Source organism: Actinoplanes oblitus (genome assembly GCF_030252345.1).
Classification (GTDB): domain Bacteria; phylum Actinomycetota; class Actinomycetes; order Mycobacteriales; family Micromonosporaceae; genus Actinoplanes; species Actinoplanes oblitus.
Genome location: NZ_CP126980.1, coordinates 7,141,783 through 7,160,271 on the forward strand (window position 1 = coordinate 7,141,783; position 18,489 = coordinate 7,160,271).

Sequence of the window (18,489 nt, forward strand, 5' to 3'; positions counted from 1 at the left end):
CAGCGAACGAAATGAGAGAGAAACGCGTGGAAAAATCCAAGGAATTCGACGTCGTCGTCGTCGGGGGCGGTCCCGCGGGCTCGACTCTGGCCGCGCTGGTGGCCAAACAGGGAAATTCCGTCCTGGTTCTGGAGAAAGAGTTCTTCCCCCGATACCAGATCGGCGAGTCCCTGCTGCCGTCCACGATTCACGGCATCTGCCGGCTCACCGGCGCGGCCGACGAGCTGGCGAAAGCCGGCTTCCCGCTCAAGCGCGGCGGGACGTTCCGCTGGGGTGCCAGTGAGGAGCCGTGGGCGTTCGACTTCGCCACCTCGCCCAAGATGGCCGGCCCGACCTCCACCGCGTACCAGGTGGAGCGCTCCAAGTTCGACAAGATCCTGCTCGACAACGCCCGGCGGCAGGGTGCCGAGGTCCAGGAGGGCTGCTCGGTCGCCGACGTCATCGAGGACGGCGACCGGGTCACCGGCGTGCGGTACACCGACGACGCCGGCGTACCGCACGAGGTGTCGGCGAAGTTCGTGGTCGACGCGTCCGGCAACAAGAGCCGGCTGTTCAACAAGGTCGGCGGCAAGCGGGAGTACTCGGAGTTCTTCCGCAGTCTCGCCCTGTTCGGCTACTTCGAGAACGGCAAGCGACTGCCGCAGCCGAACCGCCGGAACAACATCCTCTGCGTGGCGTTCAAGAGCGGCTGGTTCTGGTACATCCCGCTGAGCGACACGCTGACCAGCGTCGGCGCCGTGGTGCGCCGGGAGCTGGCCGAGAAGGTGCAGGGCGACCCGGAGAAGGCGCTGTACGCGCTGATCGACGAGTGCCCGATGATCTCCGACTACCTCTCCCCCGCGACCCGGGTCACCGAGGGACAGTACGGCGAGGTCCGCGTACGCAAGGACTACTCGTACCACCAGACGGCGTTCTGGCGCCCCGGCATGATGCTGGTCGGTGACGCCGCCTGCTTCGTCGACCCGGTGTTCTCCTCCGGCGTGCACCTGGCCACCTACAGCGCTCTGCTCGCCGCCCGGTCGATCAACAGCGTGTTGGCCGGCACGGTCGAGGAGAAGGCCGCCATGCAGGAGTTCGAGACCCGCTACCGCAAGGAGTACGGCGTCTTCTACGAGTTCCTGATCTCCTTCTACGAGATGCACCGGGACGAGGACTCGTACTTCTGGCAGGCCAAGAAGGTCACCCGGGCCGAGCGCACCGAGCTGGAGTCGTTCGTCGAGCTGGTGGGCGGCGTCTCGTCCGGCGAGACCGCGCTGACCGGCGCCGAGGAGCTGGCCGAGCGGCTGCACGGCAACTCGGCGGAGTTCTCCTCGGCGATCGGCGCGATGGCGGCCGACAAGGGCGAGTGGGCACCGATGCTGCAGTCCACCGTCGTGCGCAGCGCCATGGTCGAGGGTTCGAAGGTGCAGATGCAGGCCCAGCTCGGCGAGGACGCGGAGGAGGAGACCCCGCTGTTCCACGGCGGCCTGATCCCCTCGCCCGACGGCCTGTCGTGGGTTCCCGCGCCGGTCGAATGATCATCGTGCCGGGTGGGCGCCCGATCGGCGCCCGCCCGGCCTCCGCCGGACATCGCAGAACGGAGAGGCACGTGCGGATCGAGGGCAGCGTCGCGCTGGTGGCCGGCGGGACGTCCGGACTGGGACTGGCGACCGCGCGGCAGCTGCACGAGCGCGGGGCCTCGGTGGTCATCCTGGGCCGCTCGTCGCGCGGCAAGCGGATCGCCGACGACCTGGGCGACCGAGTGCTGTTCGCGCCCGGCGACGTGACCAGCGAGGCGGATGTCACCGCCGCGGTCGAGCTGGCCGGCACGCTGGGCACGCTGCGGATCGCGGTCAACTGCGCGGGCTCGGGCAACGCCGTCAAGACGGTCGGCAAGGACGGCCCGTTCCCGCTCGACGCCTTCGCCGAGGTGATCCGGGTGAACCTGATCGGCACCTTCAACGTGCTCCGGCTCGCCGCCGCCCGGATGGCGCAGGCCGACGAGCTCGGCGAGGAGCGTGGCGTCATCGTCAACACCTCCTCGGCGGCCGCCTTCGACGGCCAGGTCGGCCAGGCCGCGTACGCGGCGTCCAAGGCCGGTGTGGTCGGCATGACGCTGCCGATCGCCCGGGACCTGGCCGGTCTGCGGATCCGGGTGGTCACGATCGCCCCCGGGCTGTTCCACACCCCGATGTTCGACCCGCTGCCCCGATCGGCGATCGACGCGCTCAGCCGCCAGGTGCCGCATCCGGCCCGGCTCGGCGACCCCGCGGAGTTCGCCTCCCTGGTCACGCACGTCGTCGAGAACCCGATGATGAACGGTGAGACGATCCGCCTCGACGGCGCCCTCCGGATGGCGCCGCGCTGACCCCGGCACACCGCGCTGATCCCGGCACACCGCGCTGATCCCGGCACGCCGCGCTGATCCCGGCACGCCGCGCTGATCCCGGCACGCCGCACGCCCGGCGGCGCGCTCAGGGCAGCGCCACCACGACCCGCTGGGCGTGCGCCACGGTCACCGCCGTGACCACGAAGTCGGCCGTGGCGAGGTAACGCCCGCGCAGCTCGGTCAGCGGCGGGCCGCCGTCCACCCGGGTGCCGTCGACCGACAGGTGACCGGTGAACGTCCGGGTGAACGGGTCGATCACCAGCCGCGCCTCCTCGAAACCGAGCCAGCGCCGGGTCAGCGGGTACCAGGCCTTGTAGATCGACTCCTTGGCGCTGAACAGCAACCGGTCCCAGCTCACCGACGGGTCGGTCCGGGCCAGCCGGTCGACCATGTCGCGTTCGTCGAGACCGGCCACCGCCTCCGCCACGCCGTCCGGCAGCGGCTCGTTCGGCTCCGCGTCGATGCCCACGCCGGCCAGGTCGGCCAGCCGGGCCACCACCGCCGCGCGGTACCCGGCGCAGTGCGTGATGCTGCCGATCACCCCGGCCGGCCACTGCGGCGCGCGCCGCGGGTCCGGCCGGATCGGCGCGGGCGGGAACCCCAGCCGGGCGAGCGCCTCGCGGGCGCACCGCCGGGCCGTGACGAACTCCCGGCGGCGGCCCTCCACCGCCTTCGCCACCAGGTCCTCCTCGCCGGGAAAGACCGCCTCGCCCGGTACGTCGGCGAACGCCTCCACGGCGACCACGTCCGGGGGCAACAACCGTTCGATCATGACTGCTCCGGGAGGATCCGGCGCATCGGCGCCGGGTCGGCGCCCCGGCGGCCCCACTCGCGGGGATAGCCGAGTGACACCTCCTCGAAGCGCACGCCGTCGTGGTACGTGGTCCGCGGGATGTGCAGGTGGCCGTAGACCGCCACCGCGCACCGGAACCGGAGGTGCCAGTCGGCGGTCCGCTCGGTCCCGCACCACTGGGCGAACTCGGGGTGCCACATCACCCGGGTCGGTTCCCGGATCAGCGGCCAGTGGCTGACCAGCACGGTGGGCAGCGCGGGATCGATGGCGGCGAGCCGCCGCTCGGACTCCCGCAGCCGGGCGGCGCACCAGGACTCGCGATCCGGGTACGGGTCCGGGTGCAGCAGCAACTCGTCGGTGCACACCACGCCGGCATCGTAGGCCCGCCGCAGCGACTCCTCCTTGGTCGTGGTGCCCGGTGCGCGGAACGAGTAGTCGTAGAGCTGGAAGAGGGGCGCGACCGTTACGGGGCCGCCCGCGCCCCTCCAGACCGGGAACTCGTCCTCCGGGGTCAGCACCCCGTTGTCCCGGCACATCCGCACCAGCGCCTGGTACCGGGCCTCACCGCGCAACCGCACCGGATCGGACGCGTGCGTCCAGAGCTCGTGGTTGCCCGGCGCCCAGATCACCGCCGCGAACCGGCTGCGCAGTTTGCGCAGTACCTCTTCGATGTCGCTGAAGCGCTCGCCCACGTCGCCGGCCACGATCAGCCAGTCGCCGTCCGACTCCGGCGCGAGGCGGTCGGCCACGCGCCGGTTCTCGGCGTACGAGACGTGCAGGTCGCTGACGGCGAACAGGGCTGACGTCACGGGGTGCTCACTCGGCCGGGGTGCCGGCCGACTCCTTCGCCCGGCGCTGCTGAGCGTTGAGCATCTGCAGCGGCTTGTTCTTGATCAGCACGACGGCGACCACGGCCACCAGGGAGATCGGCGCGGCCACCAGGAACAGGTCCGCCGTCGCCGTGCCGTACGCCTCCTGCACCGCCTGCAGCACCGGGGGCGGCAGCTCGCTGAGGTCGGGCACCCGGGTGGAGCCACCACCACCGGCGGCGGCCGCGCCCAGGCGCTCCTGGAGCAGGTCGCTCACCCGGTTGGCGAGCACCGCGCCCAGGGCGCTGACCCCGATGGCGCCGCCCATGCTCCGGAAGAAGCTGACCGTGGCGGTGGCGACGCCGAGATGCTGTGCGGGCACGTCGTTCTGCGTCACCATGACCAGGTTCTGGATCAGCAGGCCGACGCCGGCGCCGGCCACCACCATGATCGCGCCCAGCACCCACAGCGAGGTGTCCGCGTCGATCAGGCTGAACAGCAGCATCCCGGCCGTCATCAGCACCGCCCCGGCCACCAGGTACGGCTTCCAGCTGCCGCTCTTGGCGATCGCGCCACCGGCGACGGTGGACGCGGCCAGCATCCCGAAGACCAGCGGCAGCGACAGCACACCGGCGACCGTCGGCGACTTGCCCAGGCTGATCTGCAGGTACTGGGAGAGGAAGACACCGGTCGCGAACATCACCACACCGACCACCGCGGTGGCCAGGGTGGCGAACGCGACGGTCCGGTTGCGGAAGATGCTCGGCGGGATGATCGGCTCGGCCGCCCGTGACTCGACGAACCACGCCAGGACGAGCAGCAGCACGCCGCCGGAGACCAGGGCGGCGGTCTGCCAGGAGGCCCAGGCGTACTTGTCGCCGGCCAGCGTCGACCAGATCAGCAGGGTGCAGACGCCGCCGACGATGAGCGCGGCGCCGAGCCAGTCGATCCGGACCGGGCGGCGGGTCACCGGCAGGTGCATGGTCCGCTGGAGCATCACCCCGGCGATGATCGAGAGCGGCACGCCGAGGAAGAAGCACCAGCGCCAGCCCAGCCAGGAGGTGTCCACCAGCAGGCCGCCGGCGAGCGGCGCGACGATGGTCGCGGCGCCGAAGACGGCGCTGAACAGGCCCGCGTAGCGGCCCATCTCGCGGGGCGACACCATGCTGGCCAGCACCACGATCGCCAGGGCGTTGACGCCGCCGGCGCCGATCCCCTGGATCACCCGGCTGAAGATCAGGAACTCGACGTTCTGGGTCAGGCCGGCGATCAGCGAACCCGCGATGAACAGGCCGAGCGCCGTCTGGATCAGGATCTTCTTGTCGTAGAGGTCGGCCAGCTTGCCCCAGAGCGGGACGGCCGCGGTCATGGCCAGCAACTCCGCCGTGATGACCCAGGTGTACGCGGCCTGCGTGCTGCCCAGGTCGGCGACGATGCGCGGCAGTGCGTTCGCCACGATCGTCGACGCGAGGTTCGACACGAACATGGCCAGGAGCAGGCCGGAGAGCACCCGGCCGACGTCACGGGCAGCCGGCGCCCCACCGGCCGGGCTGGGGCCGGCGGGGCGCGGGCCGGCCGGCACACCGGGGGAGGTGCGGTGCTGCTCGGGCGGCGAGAGGTCAGCGGTCATGTCGGACCCTTCGATGGATGGCTTGTGGGGGTGCCGGGCACCGGCCCGGTGCGGGCCTAGAGGTGCGCCGGCTGGGTCAGGCCGGTGGCGACGGCGGCGAACGCCTCGTCGACCAGCTCGTCCAGTTGCCGGGCGCCCGCGCACAGCGCCCAGCGCGTCACCGCGGTCCGGTACGCCGCTCCGGCCACCGCGGTGACCAGGGCCGGGAAGCCGCTGTCCGCGGCCGACCCGGTGCGGGCGGCGACGGCCGCGGTGATGGCCTCCTCGGCGGCGGCGTTGCGGGCGAGCAGGCGGGGCATCAGTGACGGGTTCTTGCAGATCACCTGCATGCGCAGGAACCACAGCTCCCGCTCCTCGTGCATCCGCTCGATGCTCGGGGTGACAGCCAGGCGCAGCGCGCTCAGCAGGGGCAGCCCCGGATCGGCGGCCTCGAGCCGGGCGCGGATGTCCTCGCTGTTGGCGAAGTAGTCGCCGACCAGCGCGTCGTCCCGGCTCGCGAAGTAGTTGAAGAACGTCCGGGACGACACGTCGACAGCGGCGCTGATGTCCTCGACAGTGGTGTCGCTCAGGCCGCGCTCCAGCGACAGACGCAGCGCGGCCACGATGAGCGCCGAGCGGGTCTGCTGCTTCTTGCGGTCACGCCGGCCCAGCCCGGCGCCGACCGAAGTCTCCATCACGACAAGGACGGTAGGCGATTGCTTCACACGATGCAATCCTTCAGAGAGTGAAAGTTTGCTCGGTCTGCAGCCCGCGCGCCGGGAACGCAATGAGCAGTGACCGGCGCCATTATTGAGCACTTCTGAAAAATGCGCCCGCCGGGAATCACTCCGGCAACACAGTTAAAAACCCCTCGGGATCAGATATGTACTTGCGGAGGGAAATAAATACATCGCGGACACAAGCTGTCCACAATCTGCCCCGCCGGACCGGCGCGGCTCGCCGGCCGCACCAGGCGGACTGGGCAGCCCTCGCCGGCACCCGCCGCGCCAAGCGCCCTGGCCTGCCACTTCATCGCCCGTCCCGGCTGTCTACATAGGTTGGTCACGCTGGGTGCACCGACCTGTGAAGATCGACGATGATGTTGACACACCGGCCCCCTCGTTGACATAGTTTCGTTACCAAGCTCGTCGATGAAAATGTCACTCCGCGTGAGTGGCGCAAGCCGGTAAACGGTTGCTTAGGGAAAAGGTTTAATGTACACGGGGATGACAACGGTTCCGCGCGCAGCGGAACCTCCAAACCATGCGGTACGCGTGACGGTGATGGGCACCTCCCGTCAACGCTTCGACGAGGCGCTGGCGGCCACCGCCGGCGTCGAGGTGGTGCCATCGGACCGGCGAGTCGCCGAGGGCAGGGTGCCGGCGGCCGGCGCGGCGGAGGTGGTCGTCTACGTCGTCGCCGCTCCGGACGGTCACCACACCCTGGACGAGGTGGCCGCGGTCGCCCGCCAGACACCCACCCTGCTGATCGGCCCGTCCGGCTGGCCGTACGCGCAGGCCGCGCTCGCCGCCGGCGCGTCCGCGTACCTGACCGACGACCGGCCGCAGGTCGCCGTCGACCTGGCGGTGGCGGCGGTGCGTGGTTACCGGCGGGCCCGCCCGCCCGCGGAGCCGGCGGCCACCTCCGGCGCGGCGGCCGCCGACCAGCTGTCGCCCCGCGAGCGCGAGGCGCTGTTCTACATCGCGCACGGTTACACCCACCAGCAGGCCGCCGCCCGGATGGGCGTCAAGAAACCCACGGTGGACACCTTCCTGGCCCGGATCCGGGTCAAGCTCGGTGTCGGCAACAAGGCGGAGCTCACCCGCGCGGCGATGACCCATCTCAACCTCGGCCCGGTGCCGCTGCCGGTTTCGATGCCGATGGACGCCGCACCGGACGAGAACGCACCGGCAAGCTGCGGAAGCCGCGGATGACCGGCGAGTCACCACGGCGCGGGGCCCCGGCCGCTTCGAGCCGGGGCAGGACGCGGGGCAGCGCCGCGAAGGCCACCTCCCCCTCCAGCCTGGCCAGCAACGCGCCCAGGCAGTAATGGATGCCGCTGCCGAAGGCCAGCGGGTCCACGGCACGTGAGCGTCCGAGGTCGAAGCGATCCGGATCCTCGAACACCTCGGGATCCCGGTTCGCCGAGCCCAGCAGGATCAGCACCATGGTGTCCGGGTCCAGCGCCTCGCCGCGCAGTTCCAGTCGCTCCTGCACGATGCGCTGGGTGAACTGCACCGGGGGGTCGAACCGCAGCGCCTCGGTGACCACGGCCGGCGCCAGCTCCGGGTCGGCCACCAGCGCGGCCCACTGGTCGGGACGGCGCAGCAGCGCGTGCACGCCGTTCCCGATCAGGTGGGTCGTGGTCTCGAAGCCGGCGACCAACAGCAGCTCGGCGGTGGCCAGCACCTCGTCGGCGCTGAGCCGGTCGGCACCGGCGGCCCGGACGAGCGCACTGATCACGTCGTCGCCGGGCGCCTCGGTCCGCTCCGCGATCAGCCGTTCCAGCACCCCGTCGAGTGCCGTGGTGGCCTCGACGATGTCGTCGGCGTGGCGCCGGGACCGGACCCCGCCCAGCGCGGTGGTGAGCACCCGCCCGTAATGGGCGAACCGGCCGGTGTCCACGTCCGGGACGCCGAGCAGCTCGCAGATCACCGAGATGGGCAGCGGCGCGGCGAAGTCGGCCATCAGGTCGAAGTCGTCGCGGGTCGCGGCGGCGGCGAGCAGCCGCTCGGTGATCCGCTCCACCATCGGCCGGTACCCGGCCACCTTGGTCGCGGTGAAGCACGCGTGGGCCACCGCGCGCAGCCGGGTGTGTGCCGGCGGGTCCAGTTGCAGCAGTGACGGGCGCGGCTGGTGCTCGGGCGGAAAGCCGAGGCCGCGGGTGCCACCGACGTCACCGTCGGTGAACTGCACGCCGAAGCGCCGGTCCCGCAGGATCTCGTCGCAGATCCGGTAGCCGGTGGCCGCCCGGATGCCGGTCCGGCTGCGCCCGAGCTCACCGCCGCGACGCAGCCGGGCGTAGACCGGGTAGGGGTCGTCCTGCCAGGGCCGGTAGGCCAGCCGGGCCACCTCGTCACCGGAGCGGGCGACCAGCCAGCCACCGGCCCGGCGGGCGCGGATGCCCGCATCCCGCCGCAGCGCCTCCAGAACACTCATCGTCCCGCCTCCTCGATGGATGATCCGGCCGGTGGGCCGGAAGAAGATCCGGCCGGTCGGCCGGTGGAAGTGACGGCGACGACGTCGAGCAGCAACTGCGCCTCCTCGTCGCTGAGCCCGGCCACCTTCGCCACCAGCGCGCCGTCCACCAGCCGGGCCAGGTGGCGGACGGTGAAGTCGGCGAACGCCGCGGCGGTGTCCAGCCGCACGTCGTACTCCCGGTTGATCCGGGTGAGCACCTGGCCGGCCAGCACCGAGTCCCCGCCCCGCTCGTAGAGCGAGTCGTCGGCGCCGATCCGGTCGATGCCGAGGGCCCGCTGCAGGATCCCGGCGATCCGGGTCGCCACCGGCCCCTCCGGCGCCACGTAACGGTGTGTGGCACCGGGCCGGGACGACGCGGCCGCCGGTCCGGTGGGACGCAGCAGCGCGACGCCGGGACCGGCCAGCTCACCGAAGAACTCCGGGTCGGCGCCGGCCGGCGCCAGGTGCACCAGGGCGCCCACGTCGTACGGCAGCACGGCCACCCCGGTGAGGCCGGCGGCGATCACCGCCTCCAGCGCGTCGAGACCCGTGGCCGGATCCAGCGTGCGGACCAGCCGGGCCGCGGGCTGCTCCTCGGCCGCCGCGCCGGCCACCATGCCGATCTCGCCCCACGGTCCCCAGCCGACGGCGGTGGCGACCCGGCCACCGGCACGCCGCCACCGGGCGAACCCGTCCAGGTACGCGTTCGCCGCGGCGTAGTTGCCCTGGCCCGGCGAGCCGAGCAGCGCCGCGGCCGACGAGAACAGGACGAAGAACTCCAGCGGGTCGTCCAGCGTCGCCTCGTGCAGGTGCCGGGCGCCGACGGTCTTCGGCGCCATCACCTCGGTGACGTCGTCCGGGGTCAGTGCCAGCAGGGCCCGGTCGCGCAGCACGCCGGCCGCGTGGACCACCCCGCGCAGCGGCACCCCGCCGGCCCGGGCGCGGTCGGCGGCCCTTCGCACCTCCTCGGCCACCGTCACGTCGGCCCGCCGTACCACCACCTCGCAGCCGCTCCCGGCCATCCGGTCGATGCGTTGCCGGGCCGGGCCGTCCGGGGCGCCGCGGCCGAGCAGGACCAGCCGCCGCGCGCCGCGCTCGGCGAACCGTTCGGCGACCGCCAGGCCGAGCCCGCCCAGCCCACCGGTGATCAGGTAGGCGCCGCCGTCCAGCCGGGGCCGGCCGCCGGGGACGGTGACCGGGGCGAGCCGGGGCGCGTACCACCGGTCCCGCAGGACCAGCTCGGGACGCAGCGCGCCGGTGGCCAGCGCGTCGGCGAACGCGGCCGGGACGCCGTCGCCGGCCGGCAGGTCGACCCAGGAGACGCGCAGTTGCGGCAGCTCGAAGCCGGCGCAGCGGAGCAGTCCGGGTACCGCGGCCAGGTCCGGCCGGCGCGCGTCGTCCACGCCGCTGGTGAGCACCACCAGCTCGCTCACCCCGGGCCGGGCGGCCACCTCGCGCAGCGCGTCCAGCACGCTCAGCACCGGCGCCTCCGGCGACCCGGCCGGGCCGGTGAGATCCCAGATCACGGCCGCCGGTGCCGACGACTCCAGCGCGGCCCGGACGTCCTCGACGGCGGGTGCGCTCACGCGTACCGAAATCCCCGCGGAGCGCAGACGGTCGGTGACCGCGTCGCCGTCCGGACGGCCCACCCACAGCGCGGCGGCGAGCCGGCGGGCCGGGCCCGCCGCGTGCGGACCGGCCGGATGCCGGCGCACCTCGTAGGTTCCGCCGATCGCGGCCGGCACGGCCGGGCGATCCGCGACCAGCGGGCTCAGCCGCAGGCCGAGCAGTTCGGCCAGGAGCGCGCCGCCGGCGTCCACCACCCGGACGTCGGCGATCCGCTCCGCGTCGCCGTCCGGCCGGATCACGACGTGGCTCCAGGCCGTCTCGGCCGCCGCGCCGGCCCGGATCCGCACCCGCTCGAAGCCGCGCGGGACGGCGGGCACGCCGCCGCCGGCCTCGGACAGCAGGCCGGTGGCCGCGGCCACCGCGTGCAGGGCGGCGTCCAGCGGGCCGGTCGTGGCGCGGTACCCGGTCAGCCGCGCCACCGCCTCGCCCGGACCGGTCCACAGCTCGGCGACGTGCCGCAGTCCGGGGCCGTAGTCGAGGGAGAGCCGGCCGAGCGCCCGGTAGAGGTCCGCGCCGGGCAGGTGGCCGGGGCAGCGGGCGATCAGCGTCTCCGGCGGCGTCCACCGGGTGCTCGCCACGGCGTTCTCGGCGGCGCTGCCCAGCCGCCCGGTGACGTGCTCCTGCCAGCCGGTGTCGCGCAGGTGCAGGCTGAACCGCTCGTCGCCGGGGCCCAGCTCGATCCTGGTGAACTGCACGGTGGCCGGGCGAGCCGGATCCGGGCGGTACGCCCGGGTGAACTCCACCTCGGCCAGCGCGATCCAGTCCCCGTCCGGCACGTCGAGCGCCTGCCCGGCGAGGGTCAGCCAGCCGGTCGCCGGCATCATCACCCGGCCGCCCACCACGTGCCCGGTGACGGCGGGATCGTCGTCCGGCAAGCGGGCCTCGCGGACCACCACACCCGGCATGGCGGCCAGGTCGACGCCGCGCCAGGAGAGGTCCCGGGCCGCGGCCGCCTTCCAGTGGTGACGCCACAGCCACGGCCGGGCGGGCAGGTGCGCGCAGCGCCCGGCACCGTCGTCGAACCGCTCCCAGGCCAGGTCGGCACCGGCCTCGTAGAGCCCGGCCAGCACCCGGTCCAGGCCCTCGGCCGGGTCGGTCTCGCGGGTGAGGGCCAGCACCGCGCCGTCCCGGACACCGGCGGCGGTGAGCGCGGCGCCGATGCCGGTGGCCAGCGTCGCGGCCGGCGACAGCTCCAGGAAGACCCGGTGCCCGGCCTGCCCGGCGGCCGTCACGGCGCGCCGGAACAGCACCGGTCGCGCGAGGTTGGCCGCCCAGTAGCCGGCGTCCAGCCGCGGCCCGTCGATCGCGGTGCCGGTGACCGAGGAGAAGACCGGCACCCGGGCCGGTGCCGGGCGCAGCGGGGCCAGGCGCGTTCCGAGCCGGGTCGCGGCACCGGCCACCGCCGGGCCGTGCGAGGCGAACGCCACTCCCGGCACCACCCGGGCGAAGACGCCGCGCTCGGCTGCCTCCGCCACCACCCGGTCGATCGCCGCGGCGGCGCCGGCGAGCACGCTGGTCGTCGGGGCGTTCTCGGCGGCCAGCCACAGTTCGCCGGGCACCAGCAGGTCGGCGCATTCGGCGGCGGACAGCTCGACGACGGCCATGGCGCCGGCCACCGCCGGCGGTTCCTCGTCGATCGCCCGGCCGCGCGCCACGGCCACCCGCAGGGCCTCGGCCCGGGTCAGCACCCCGGCCGCGTAGGCGGCGGCGACCTCGCCGAGGCTGTGCCCGATCACCCCGGACGGCTGGACCCCGAGGCCGGTGAACGCGTCGATCAGGGCGATCTGCCACGCGGTGAACTCCGCCTGGCGGGCCGCCTCACCGCCCTCGTCGCCCAGGACTCCGCGCAGCTCGGCCTGGGTGGCGGCGAGCGCGCCGGCCAGGCCGGGCAGCAGCGGGACGAGTTCGCCGGCCCGGTCTCGCCACGAGCCGCCCTGTCCGGGCAGCACGAACACCACCCCGCCGGAGGGTTCGGCCGGCATCCGCGGCAGACGTGCGTCCGGCTGGTCGATCAGCACCGCGCGGCGGTCCGGCAGGTGCGCGCGCCGCTGCTGGGCGGTGTAGAGCAGGTCGCCGGCCGCGGCCGGATCGAGCTCCGCCAGCAGCCGGGCCCGGTGGATCGGCAGCAGCTCGGGCGCGCGGGCCGAGACCGGCAGCACCCGGGGCCGGCGCGGGCTCGCGGCGGCCGTCGACCGGGGGACGACCGGCGGCCGTTCCAGCACGGCGTGCGCGATGGTGCCGCCGAAGCCGAACGAGCTCACGCCGATCAGCCGGGGTTGCCCGGGCGTCTCGGTGGCGGCGAGCAGCAGGCCCGGCTCCGGACGGGGCCGCTCCAGGTGCACGGTGGGCGGTACCGCGCCGTGCCGGAAGATCAGCGCTGCCTTGATCACCCCGGCGATCCCGGCGGCGGCCTCGGCGTGCCCGATGTTCGACTTGACCGAGCCGACCAGGCACGGCGCGGTACGCCCGGGCGCCCGGCCGAGCACCGCACCGAGACCGGCCGCCTCCACCGCGTCGCCCACCTGGGTGCCGGTGCCGTGCGCCTCGACGTACTCGATCGCGGCCGGGTCCACCCGGGCCGACCGGCAGGCGGCGCGCAGCAGCCGTTCCTGGGCCTCCCGGCTCGGTGCCAGCAGCCCGTTGGAGCGGCCGTCGTTGACCACCGCGCTCCCCCGCAGCACCGCGTAGATCTGATCGCGATCGGCCAGCGCGGCGGCCAGCGGCTTCAGCACCACCACCCCGCAGCCCTCGCTGCGCACGTACCCGTCGGCGCCCTGGTCGAACGGGCGGCAGCGGCCGCCGCGGGAGCGCACCCCGGCCGCCTCGAACGCCTCGGACACCGCCGGGGACAGGATCAGGTTGACCCCGCCGGCCAGCGCCAGCGAGGTCTCGCCGGCGGCCAGGCTGCGCGCCGCCAGGTGCAGGGCCACCAGCGACGAGGAGCAGGCGGTGTCCACCGCCAGGCTGGGCCCGCGCAGGTCCAGGCAGTAGGAGATGCGGTTGGCGGCGATGCTGAACGCGTTGGCGGTCGGGGTGAGCGCGGTGACGCCCTCGCCGGTGGCCCACTCGGCGGCCGCGTACTCGGCGTGCGCGATGCCGACGAAGACACCGGTGTCGCTGCCGGCCGTGTCGGCCCGGCGCAGCCCGGCGTCCTCCAGCGCCTCGGCGGCCACCTCGAGCAGGATCCGCTGCTGCGGGTCCATCTCCCGGGCCTCGGCCGCCGTGATGCCGAAGTACTCATGGTCGAAGGCGGCCACGTCCTGGAGGTAGCCGCCGGGCAGGTCACCGCCCGCCGTGTCGCCCCGCCCGGCCGGCGGGCGGTCGGTGACCGCGTCGCCCCCGCTCCGCAGCAGGTTCCAGAACTCGCCGAGTCCGGCGGCGCCGGGGAAGCGGCCCGCCATGCCGACGATGGCCACGTCACCGGCGGCGCCGGCGGCACCGGGCGACGCGGCCGGGGCGGCGTGCGGGCCACCCGCGAGGTGATCGGCCAGCTGCCGGACGGTGGGGTGCTCGTAGGGCGCGCTGATCGGCACCGGGCGGCCCAGCCAGCCGGCCAGGCGCTCGGTCAGCTCGGCGGTGGCGGCCGAGTCCAGCCCGTAGAGCTCGAACGGCTCGTCCTCGTCGATCGCGGCGGCCGGCAGGTGCGCCGCCTCGGCGACCCACTCCACCAGCCTGTCGCGGATCTCGTCGGCGGCGGTCACGGTGTCCTCCTCCAGTCCAGGACCGGGCGCCACGCGCCGCTGTCGACAGCGGTCCGGCAGCTGCTCCGGCGGATCTTGCCGCTGGTGGTCTTCGGGATGGTGTGCGGCGGCACCAGGCACACCCGGTGCACCGGCACCTCGTGGTGCCGGTGCACCAGGAGGCGGATCTCCCGGGTGATCTCGGCGGCCCGCTCGAACGCGGCCGGCCGCACCTCCGCCACGATGCCGACCGCCTCGCTGTCCCCGTCCGGGCTGCCGTACGCCGCGACGCAGCCGGCCCGCACCCCGTCGTGCGCGTTCTCCGCGGTCAGCTCGATGTCCTGCGGATACACGTTGCGCCCGTGATGGATGATCAGATCCTTGGTCCGGCCGCACAGGTAGAGCTCCCCGTCGTGCAGGAAACCCAGGTCTCCGGTACGCAGGAACGCCGTCTCCCACCCGGGAACCCGTCGCTGGAACGCCCGCGCGGTGTCCTCCGGCCGATTGCGGTAACCGCCGGTCACGCTCGGCCCGGCGACGTGCACCTCACCCACCCGGCCGGCCGGCACCTCCCGGCCGTCGTCGCCGACGATCACCACCCGGTGCCGCTCGTCGGGCCGTCCCGAGGAGGCCAGCGGCACCCCGCCGGCGTCCGGCCGGGCCAGGCCGTCGCCGAGCGCGGCGCCGTCGAACCGGCCCACCGCGCCCGGCCCGCCGCTCACGATGAGCGTCGCCTCGGCCAGGCCGTAGCAGGGCCGGAACGCCTCGCGCCGGAAGCCGCGCGACGCGAACCGCCGGGTGAAGCGGTCCATCGTCGCGGCCCGCACCGGCTCGGCGCCGTTGTAGGCGACCGCCAGCGTGGACAGGTCGACACCGGCCAGCGCCTCCTCGGGGACGCGCCGGGCGCAGAGCTCGTAGCCGAAGTTCGGCGAGCCGGTGCACTCGACACCGTGGCGGGTGATCAGGTCGAGCCAGCGCGCCGGGCTCTGCACGAAGCCGGCCGGCGTGATCAGGTGACACGGCCGGCGCCCGACGAAGCCGTTGAGCACCAGGCCGATCAGGCCCATGTCGTGGAAGAGCGGCAGCCAGCCGCCGAGCACCGCGCCCGAGCCCAGGCCGAGCAGCCGGCGCATCGCGGCGAGGTTGGCCATGATGTTGGCGTGGCTGACCACCACGCCCTTCGGGTCGGCCGTGGAGCCGGACGTGTACTGCAGGAACGCGGTGGCCTCGGCGGGCACCCGCCGGACGGCGGCCGGGTCGTGCCGGGCGGTGCCCCGGCCGTCCAGGCCGAGCCACGGCGCCGGGTCCAGGTCCGGCGCCGCCGCCACGATCTCCGCGCGGCGGGCGGCGAGGGCGGGTGTGGTCAGCACGCCCGCCGGCCGGCAGTCCCGGGCGACGGCCCGCAACCGGCCGAAGGACGCCTGCGGCCGGACCGGGTCCGGCGGCACGATCGGCACGGCGACGCCGCCGCCGAGCATCACGCCGAAGAACCCGCAGATGAAGTCCAGCCCGGCCGGCAGCATGAGCAGCACCGGCGCGCCCGGGGCGCCCAGGTCACGGACCCGCTCGGCGACCGCCGCGGCCCGGCCGAGCAGGTCGCCGTAGGTCAGCGACTGCTCGCCGGCCGGCGCGCCCGACGGATCCCAGCTGTCGCAGAAGGTGAAGGCCAGGTCGTCCGGCCCGGCCATGGCCCAGTCGGCCAGCATGCCGACCAGGTCGGCGGCCGGTTCCGGGCGGCCGGTCACCGGTCACCGTCGCCGGTGGCGCGCCGGCCGGCGTGCAGCCGCCACAGCGCGGCGGCGTTGACCGAGCGGTCCGGGCCGACCACCTCGGCGGTGTTGCTCGCCCGCTGCCACATCGACGGGTACGCCTCCACCTCGGGCACCACCGCGGGCGCCGGCGCGTCGATCCGCTCCCGGGCCCGGGCCACCGCGTCCGCCAGCCGCTTCGCCTTCGCCTCCTCGGCGGCGGCGGCCCGCTCCCGGAACGCCGGGAGCACCTCGGCACCGAACAGCTCCAGCGAGTCGATCACGTCGGGGTGCCGGTACCGGCCGCCCTGCTGGAGCAGGATGACCTGGTCGACGCCGGAGTCCTCGAACTCGGCGAAGACCTCGGTCACCTCCTCGACGCTGCCGATGCCGCCCATCCCGGCCATCGGCTGGCGCGGCGACCCGGCGAACTCGTCCCACAGTTCGGTGGTGCCCGGACGGTGCGTGCCGGTACGGAAGTAGTGCGACAACCCGTACGCGAAGAACTGTTGTCCCTCGGTGGCGAGCGCGCGCGCCCTCTCGCCATCGCGACCGCAGCTGAAGCCGCACAGCATCGCGACGTTCGGGTTGACGTCCAGCCCGATCGGGACGCACTCGCGGTCGAAGATCTCGTAGTACTCCTCGACCCAGTAGCGCGCCTCGCGGTGGTCCATGAAGGCGAAGGTCAGCGCGCCGACGCCGAGCCGCGCGGCCAGCCGCAACGCCTCCCGGTTGGAGCAGGCCATCCAGAGCGGCGGATGCGGGCGCTGCACCGGCTTGGGCACGATGTTGCGGACCGGCATGCTGAAGTACCGGCCCTGGTGGCCGGGGTACGGCGTGCAGGCCATCATCCGGGCCGTCTCGCGGGTCGCCTCCGCCCACATGGCCCGTTTCTCCGCGTACTCCAGCCCGAATCCCTCCAGCTCCACCCGGGAGCTGGACTCGCCGGTCCCCCACTCGACGCGGCCGTTGCTGACCAGGTCGAGCGCGGCGATCTTCTCGGCCACGCGGGCCGGGTGGTTGTAGCCCGGCGGCATCAGCGCGATCCCGTGGCCGAGCCGGATCCGGCTGGTCCGCTGGCTGCACGCGGCGAGGAAGACCTCCGGGGCCGAGGAGTGGCTGTACTCCTCGAGGAAGTGGTGCTCCTGTGCCCACAGGTAGTCGACGCCGATCCGGTCGGCGCACTCGGCCTGTTCCAGCGCCTCGTGGAACAGGTCCCGCTCGGCGTTCTCGGTCCAGGGTTTCGGCAGTTGCAGTTCGAAGAAGACGCCGAAGCGCATCAGTCACCTCCGGGGTGCGGGTGAGCGGCCATCAGGTCGGCGACGAGCGTGTCCGGCCGCGCGACACCGGCCGCCAGCAGCGCCTGGAAACGGCCGGCGATCCGGGCCGCCCAGGTCTCGTCGAGAAGATCGGTGTTGTGCTCCAGGGAGCAGCGGAAGCCGCCGGAGCGGTCCTCCACGTAGAGCGTGAGGTCGACCTTGGCGGTGCCGGTGTCGAGCTGCTCCACCTCGGCGGTCAGGCCGGGCAGGGCGAACGGCGGCAGCGGCGAGTTCTGGTAGACGAGCATCGCCGAGTACAGCGGGTTCCGGCTCGGGTCGCGCGGCGGGTTGACCCGTCGCACCACCAGCTCGAACGGCGCCTCGGCCCGGCTCAGGGCGGCCTGGCAGGTGCGGTGCGCCCGGTGCAGCAGGGTGCGGAACGTGTCGCCCTCCTCGATGGCGACCCGCAGGCAGACGGTGTTGATGAAGACCCCGATCAGCGACTCCAGCTCCGGGCGGACCCGGTTGGCCACCGGGCTGCCGATGGTCATCCGCCGCCGGCCGGTGAGGCTGCCGAGGGTCGCGGCGAAAGCCGCGGTGAGAATGCTGAAACCGGGGGTGCGTTCCCGCTGGGCCAGCTCGCCGAGCCGCCGGACGACCGGCGGATCGACGGCGAACCGGTGGATCCGCCCGCGGAAGGTGAGCCGGGCCGGCCGGGGACGGCCGGTCGGGAAGTCCAGCGGTGGCGGCTCGCCGGCCAGTTCCCGGGTCCAGTGCCGCAGGTCCGCCTCGAAGTCGCCGGCGGCCGCCCGGTCCCGTTGCCAGCGGGCGAAGTCGGTGTACCGCACCGGCAGGTCCGGCAGCTCGGCAGCCGTTCCGTAGTACGCGGACAGCTCCGCGACCAGGACGCCGAGCGACCAGCCGTCGAAGGCGATGTGGTGGCAGACGATCAGCAGGACGTGCCGGTCGGCTGCCCGGCGCAGCAGGCGCAGGCGCAGCGGCCCGTGGGACAGGTCGATCGGCTCCCGGGCCAGGGTGCCCACCTCGGCCTCGGCCCCGGCCTCGATGAGCTCCGGACCGGCGAACAGCTCGGGGGCGGGGCGGTACCGGGTACGCAGCGGCTCGTGCCGGGCCACGATCCGGGCCAGCGCGGCCCGCAGCGCGGCGACGTCCAGCGGCCCGGTCAGGGTGATCGCGGCGGCCAGGTTCTGCACCGCGGTGCCCGGCCACAGCTGCTCGGAGAACCAGATGCGTTCCTGGGCGCTGCTGAGCACGGGCGCCGCCGACGCGCTGTGCGGGATGGTGCTGGTCGAGGTGGTGGCTCCGCCGCCGGCTCGCAACCGTTGCAGGAGAGCGAGCTGGCGGGCGGAGAGTTCCACTGGCATGCTCACGTGATCAGATGATCACGCACCGT

General features: G+C 74.0%; 12 protein-coding genes. 3 read left to right on the plus strand and 9 right to left on the minus strand.

Features of this window, described 5'->3' with window-relative positions; genetic code table 11:
* The first annotated feature begins 26 nt into the window (after positions 1 to 26).
* Positions 27 to 1,517, plus strand: coding sequence for a tryptophan 7-halogenase (locus tag Actob_RS32010; RefSeq protein ID WP_284915585.1), 1,491 nt, complete (start codon positions 27 to 29; stop codon positions 1,515 to 1,517).
* A 71-nt stretch (positions 1,518 to 1,588) separates the two neighbouring features.
* Positions 1,589 to 2,347, plus strand: coding sequence for an SDR family NAD(P)-dependent oxidoreductase (locus Actob_RS32015; protein ID WP_284915586.1), 759 nt, complete (start codon positions 1,589 to 1,591; stop codon positions 2,345 to 2,347).
* Between the two features lie 106 nt (positions 2,348 to 2,453).
* Here Actob_RS32015 and Actob_RS32020 read toward each other — a convergent pair whose 3' ends face one another.
* The 4 genes from Actob_RS32020 to Actob_RS32035 are packed head-to-tail and all read right to left on the minus strand — an operon-like array spanning position 2,454 to position 6,274.
* Positions 2,454 to 3,140, minus strand: coding sequence for a 4'-phosphopantetheinyl transferase family protein (locus Actob_RS32020; RefSeq protein ID WP_284915587.1), 687 nt, complete (start codon positions 3,138 to 3,140; stop codon positions 2,454 to 2,456).
* Positions 3,137 to 3,970 carry a metallophosphoesterase family protein gene (locus Actob_RS32025; RefSeq protein WP_284915588.1) on the minus strand — a complete coding sequence of 278 codons (834 nt, stop codon included), beginning with the start codon at positions 3,968 to 3,970 and terminating at the stop codon, positions 3,137 to 3,139. The genes Actob_RS32020 and Actob_RS32025 overlap by 4 nt, the downstream gene beginning before the upstream one ends.
* A 7-nt stretch (positions 3,971 to 3,977) precedes the next feature.
* Positions 3,978 to 5,600, minus strand: a complete 1,623-nt coding sequence (locus Actob_RS32030; RefSeq protein ID WP_284915589.1) for an MDR family MFS transporter — start codon at positions 5,598 to 5,600, stop codon at positions 3,978 to 3,980.
* 56 nt (positions 5,601 to 5,656) lie between these two features.
* Positions 5,657 to 6,274 carry an acyl-CoA-like ligand-binding transcription factor gene (locus Actob_RS32035; protein WP_284922411.1) on the minus strand — a complete coding sequence of 206 codons (618 nt, stop codon included), beginning with the start codon at positions 6,272 to 6,274 and terminating at the stop codon, positions 5,657 to 5,659.
* 588 nt (positions 6,275 to 6,862) lie between these two features.
* Between Actob_RS32035 and Actob_RS32040 the strand changes: the two genes are divergently transcribed.
* Positions 6,863 to 7,513: a response regulator transcription factor gene (locus Actob_RS32040; RefSeq protein WP_284915590.1), complete on the plus strand. Its 651-nt coding sequence runs from the start codon at positions 6,863 to 6,865 to the stop codon at positions 7,511 to 7,513.
* On the opposite strand, the gene Actob_RS32045 is transcribed toward Actob_RS32040, so the two are convergent.
* The 5 genes from Actob_RS32045 to Actob_RS32065 are packed head-to-tail and all read right to left on the minus strand — an operon-like array spanning position 7,422 to position 18,460.
* Positions 7,422 to 8,738: a cytochrome P450 gene (locus tag Actob_RS32045; protein ID WP_284915591.1), complete on the minus strand. Its 1,317-nt coding sequence runs from the start codon at positions 8,736 to 8,738 to the stop codon at positions 7,422 to 7,424. The two genes, Actob_RS32040 and Actob_RS32045, sit on opposite strands and share 92 nt — an antisense overlap.
* Positions 8,735 to 14,089, minus strand: a complete 5,355-nt coding sequence (locus tag Actob_RS32050; RefSeq protein WP_284915592.1) for a type I polyketide synthase — start codon at positions 14,087 to 14,089, stop codon at positions 8,735 to 8,737. The genes Actob_RS32045 and Actob_RS32050 overlap by 4 nt, the downstream gene beginning before the upstream one ends.
* Positions 14,086 to 15,813 (minus strand): fatty acyl-AMP ligase, encoded by a 1,728-nt coding sequence (locus Actob_RS32055; protein WP_284915593.1) that lies wholly within the window; start codon positions 15,811 to 15,813, stop codon positions 14,086 to 14,088. Before Actob_RS32055 ends, Actob_RS32050 begins: the two co-directional genes overlap by 4 nt.
* Entirely contained in the window at positions 15,810 to 17,096 is a 1,287-nt protein-coding gene (locus Actob_RS32060) for an LLM class flavin-dependent oxidoreductase (RefSeq protein WP_284915594.1), read from the minus strand. The genes Actob_RS32055 and Actob_RS32060 overlap by 4 nt, the downstream gene beginning before the upstream one ends.
* Positions 17,096 to 18,460 (minus strand): condensation domain-containing protein, encoded by a 1,365-nt coding sequence (locus Actob_RS32065; RefSeq protein WP_284922412.1) that lies wholly within the window; start codon positions 18,458 to 18,460, stop codon positions 17,096 to 17,098. Before Actob_RS32065 ends, Actob_RS32060 begins: the two co-directional genes overlap by 1 nt.
* Positions 18,461 to 18,489 lie beyond the last annotated feature (29 nt).

Excerpts from the sequence above, each read along its gene's own strand:
- Actob_RS32020 (WP_284915587.1), bottom strand. The coding sequence starts at position 3,140 with ATGATCGAACGGTTGTTGCCCCCGGACGTGGTCGCCGTGGAGGCGTTC.
- Actob_RS32030 (WP_284915589.1), bottom strand. The coding sequence starts at position 5,600 with ATGACCGCTGACCTCTCGCCGCCCGAGCAGCACCGCACCTCCCCCGGT.
- Actob_RS32035 (WP_284922411.1), bottom strand. The coding sequence starts at position 6,274 with ATGGAGACTTCGGTCGGCGCCGGGCTGGGCCGGCGTGACCGCAAGAAG.
- Actob_RS32040 (WP_284915590.1), top strand. The coding sequence starts at position 6,863 with ATGGGCACCTCCCGTCAACGCTTCGACGAGGCGCTGGCGGCCACCGCC.
- Actob_RS32045 (WP_284915591.1), bottom strand. The coding sequence starts at position 8,738 with ATGAGTGTTCTGGAGGCGCTGCGGCGGGATGCGGGCATCCGCGCCCGC.
- Actob_RS32060 (WP_284915594.1), bottom strand. The coding sequence starts at position 17,096 with ATGCGCTTCGGCGTCTTCTTCGAACTGCAACTGCCGAAACCCTGGACC.
- Actob_RS32065 (WP_284922412.1), bottom strand. The coding sequence starts at position 18,460 with ATGCCAGTGGAACTCTCCGCCCGCCAGCTCGCTCTCCTGCAACGGTTG.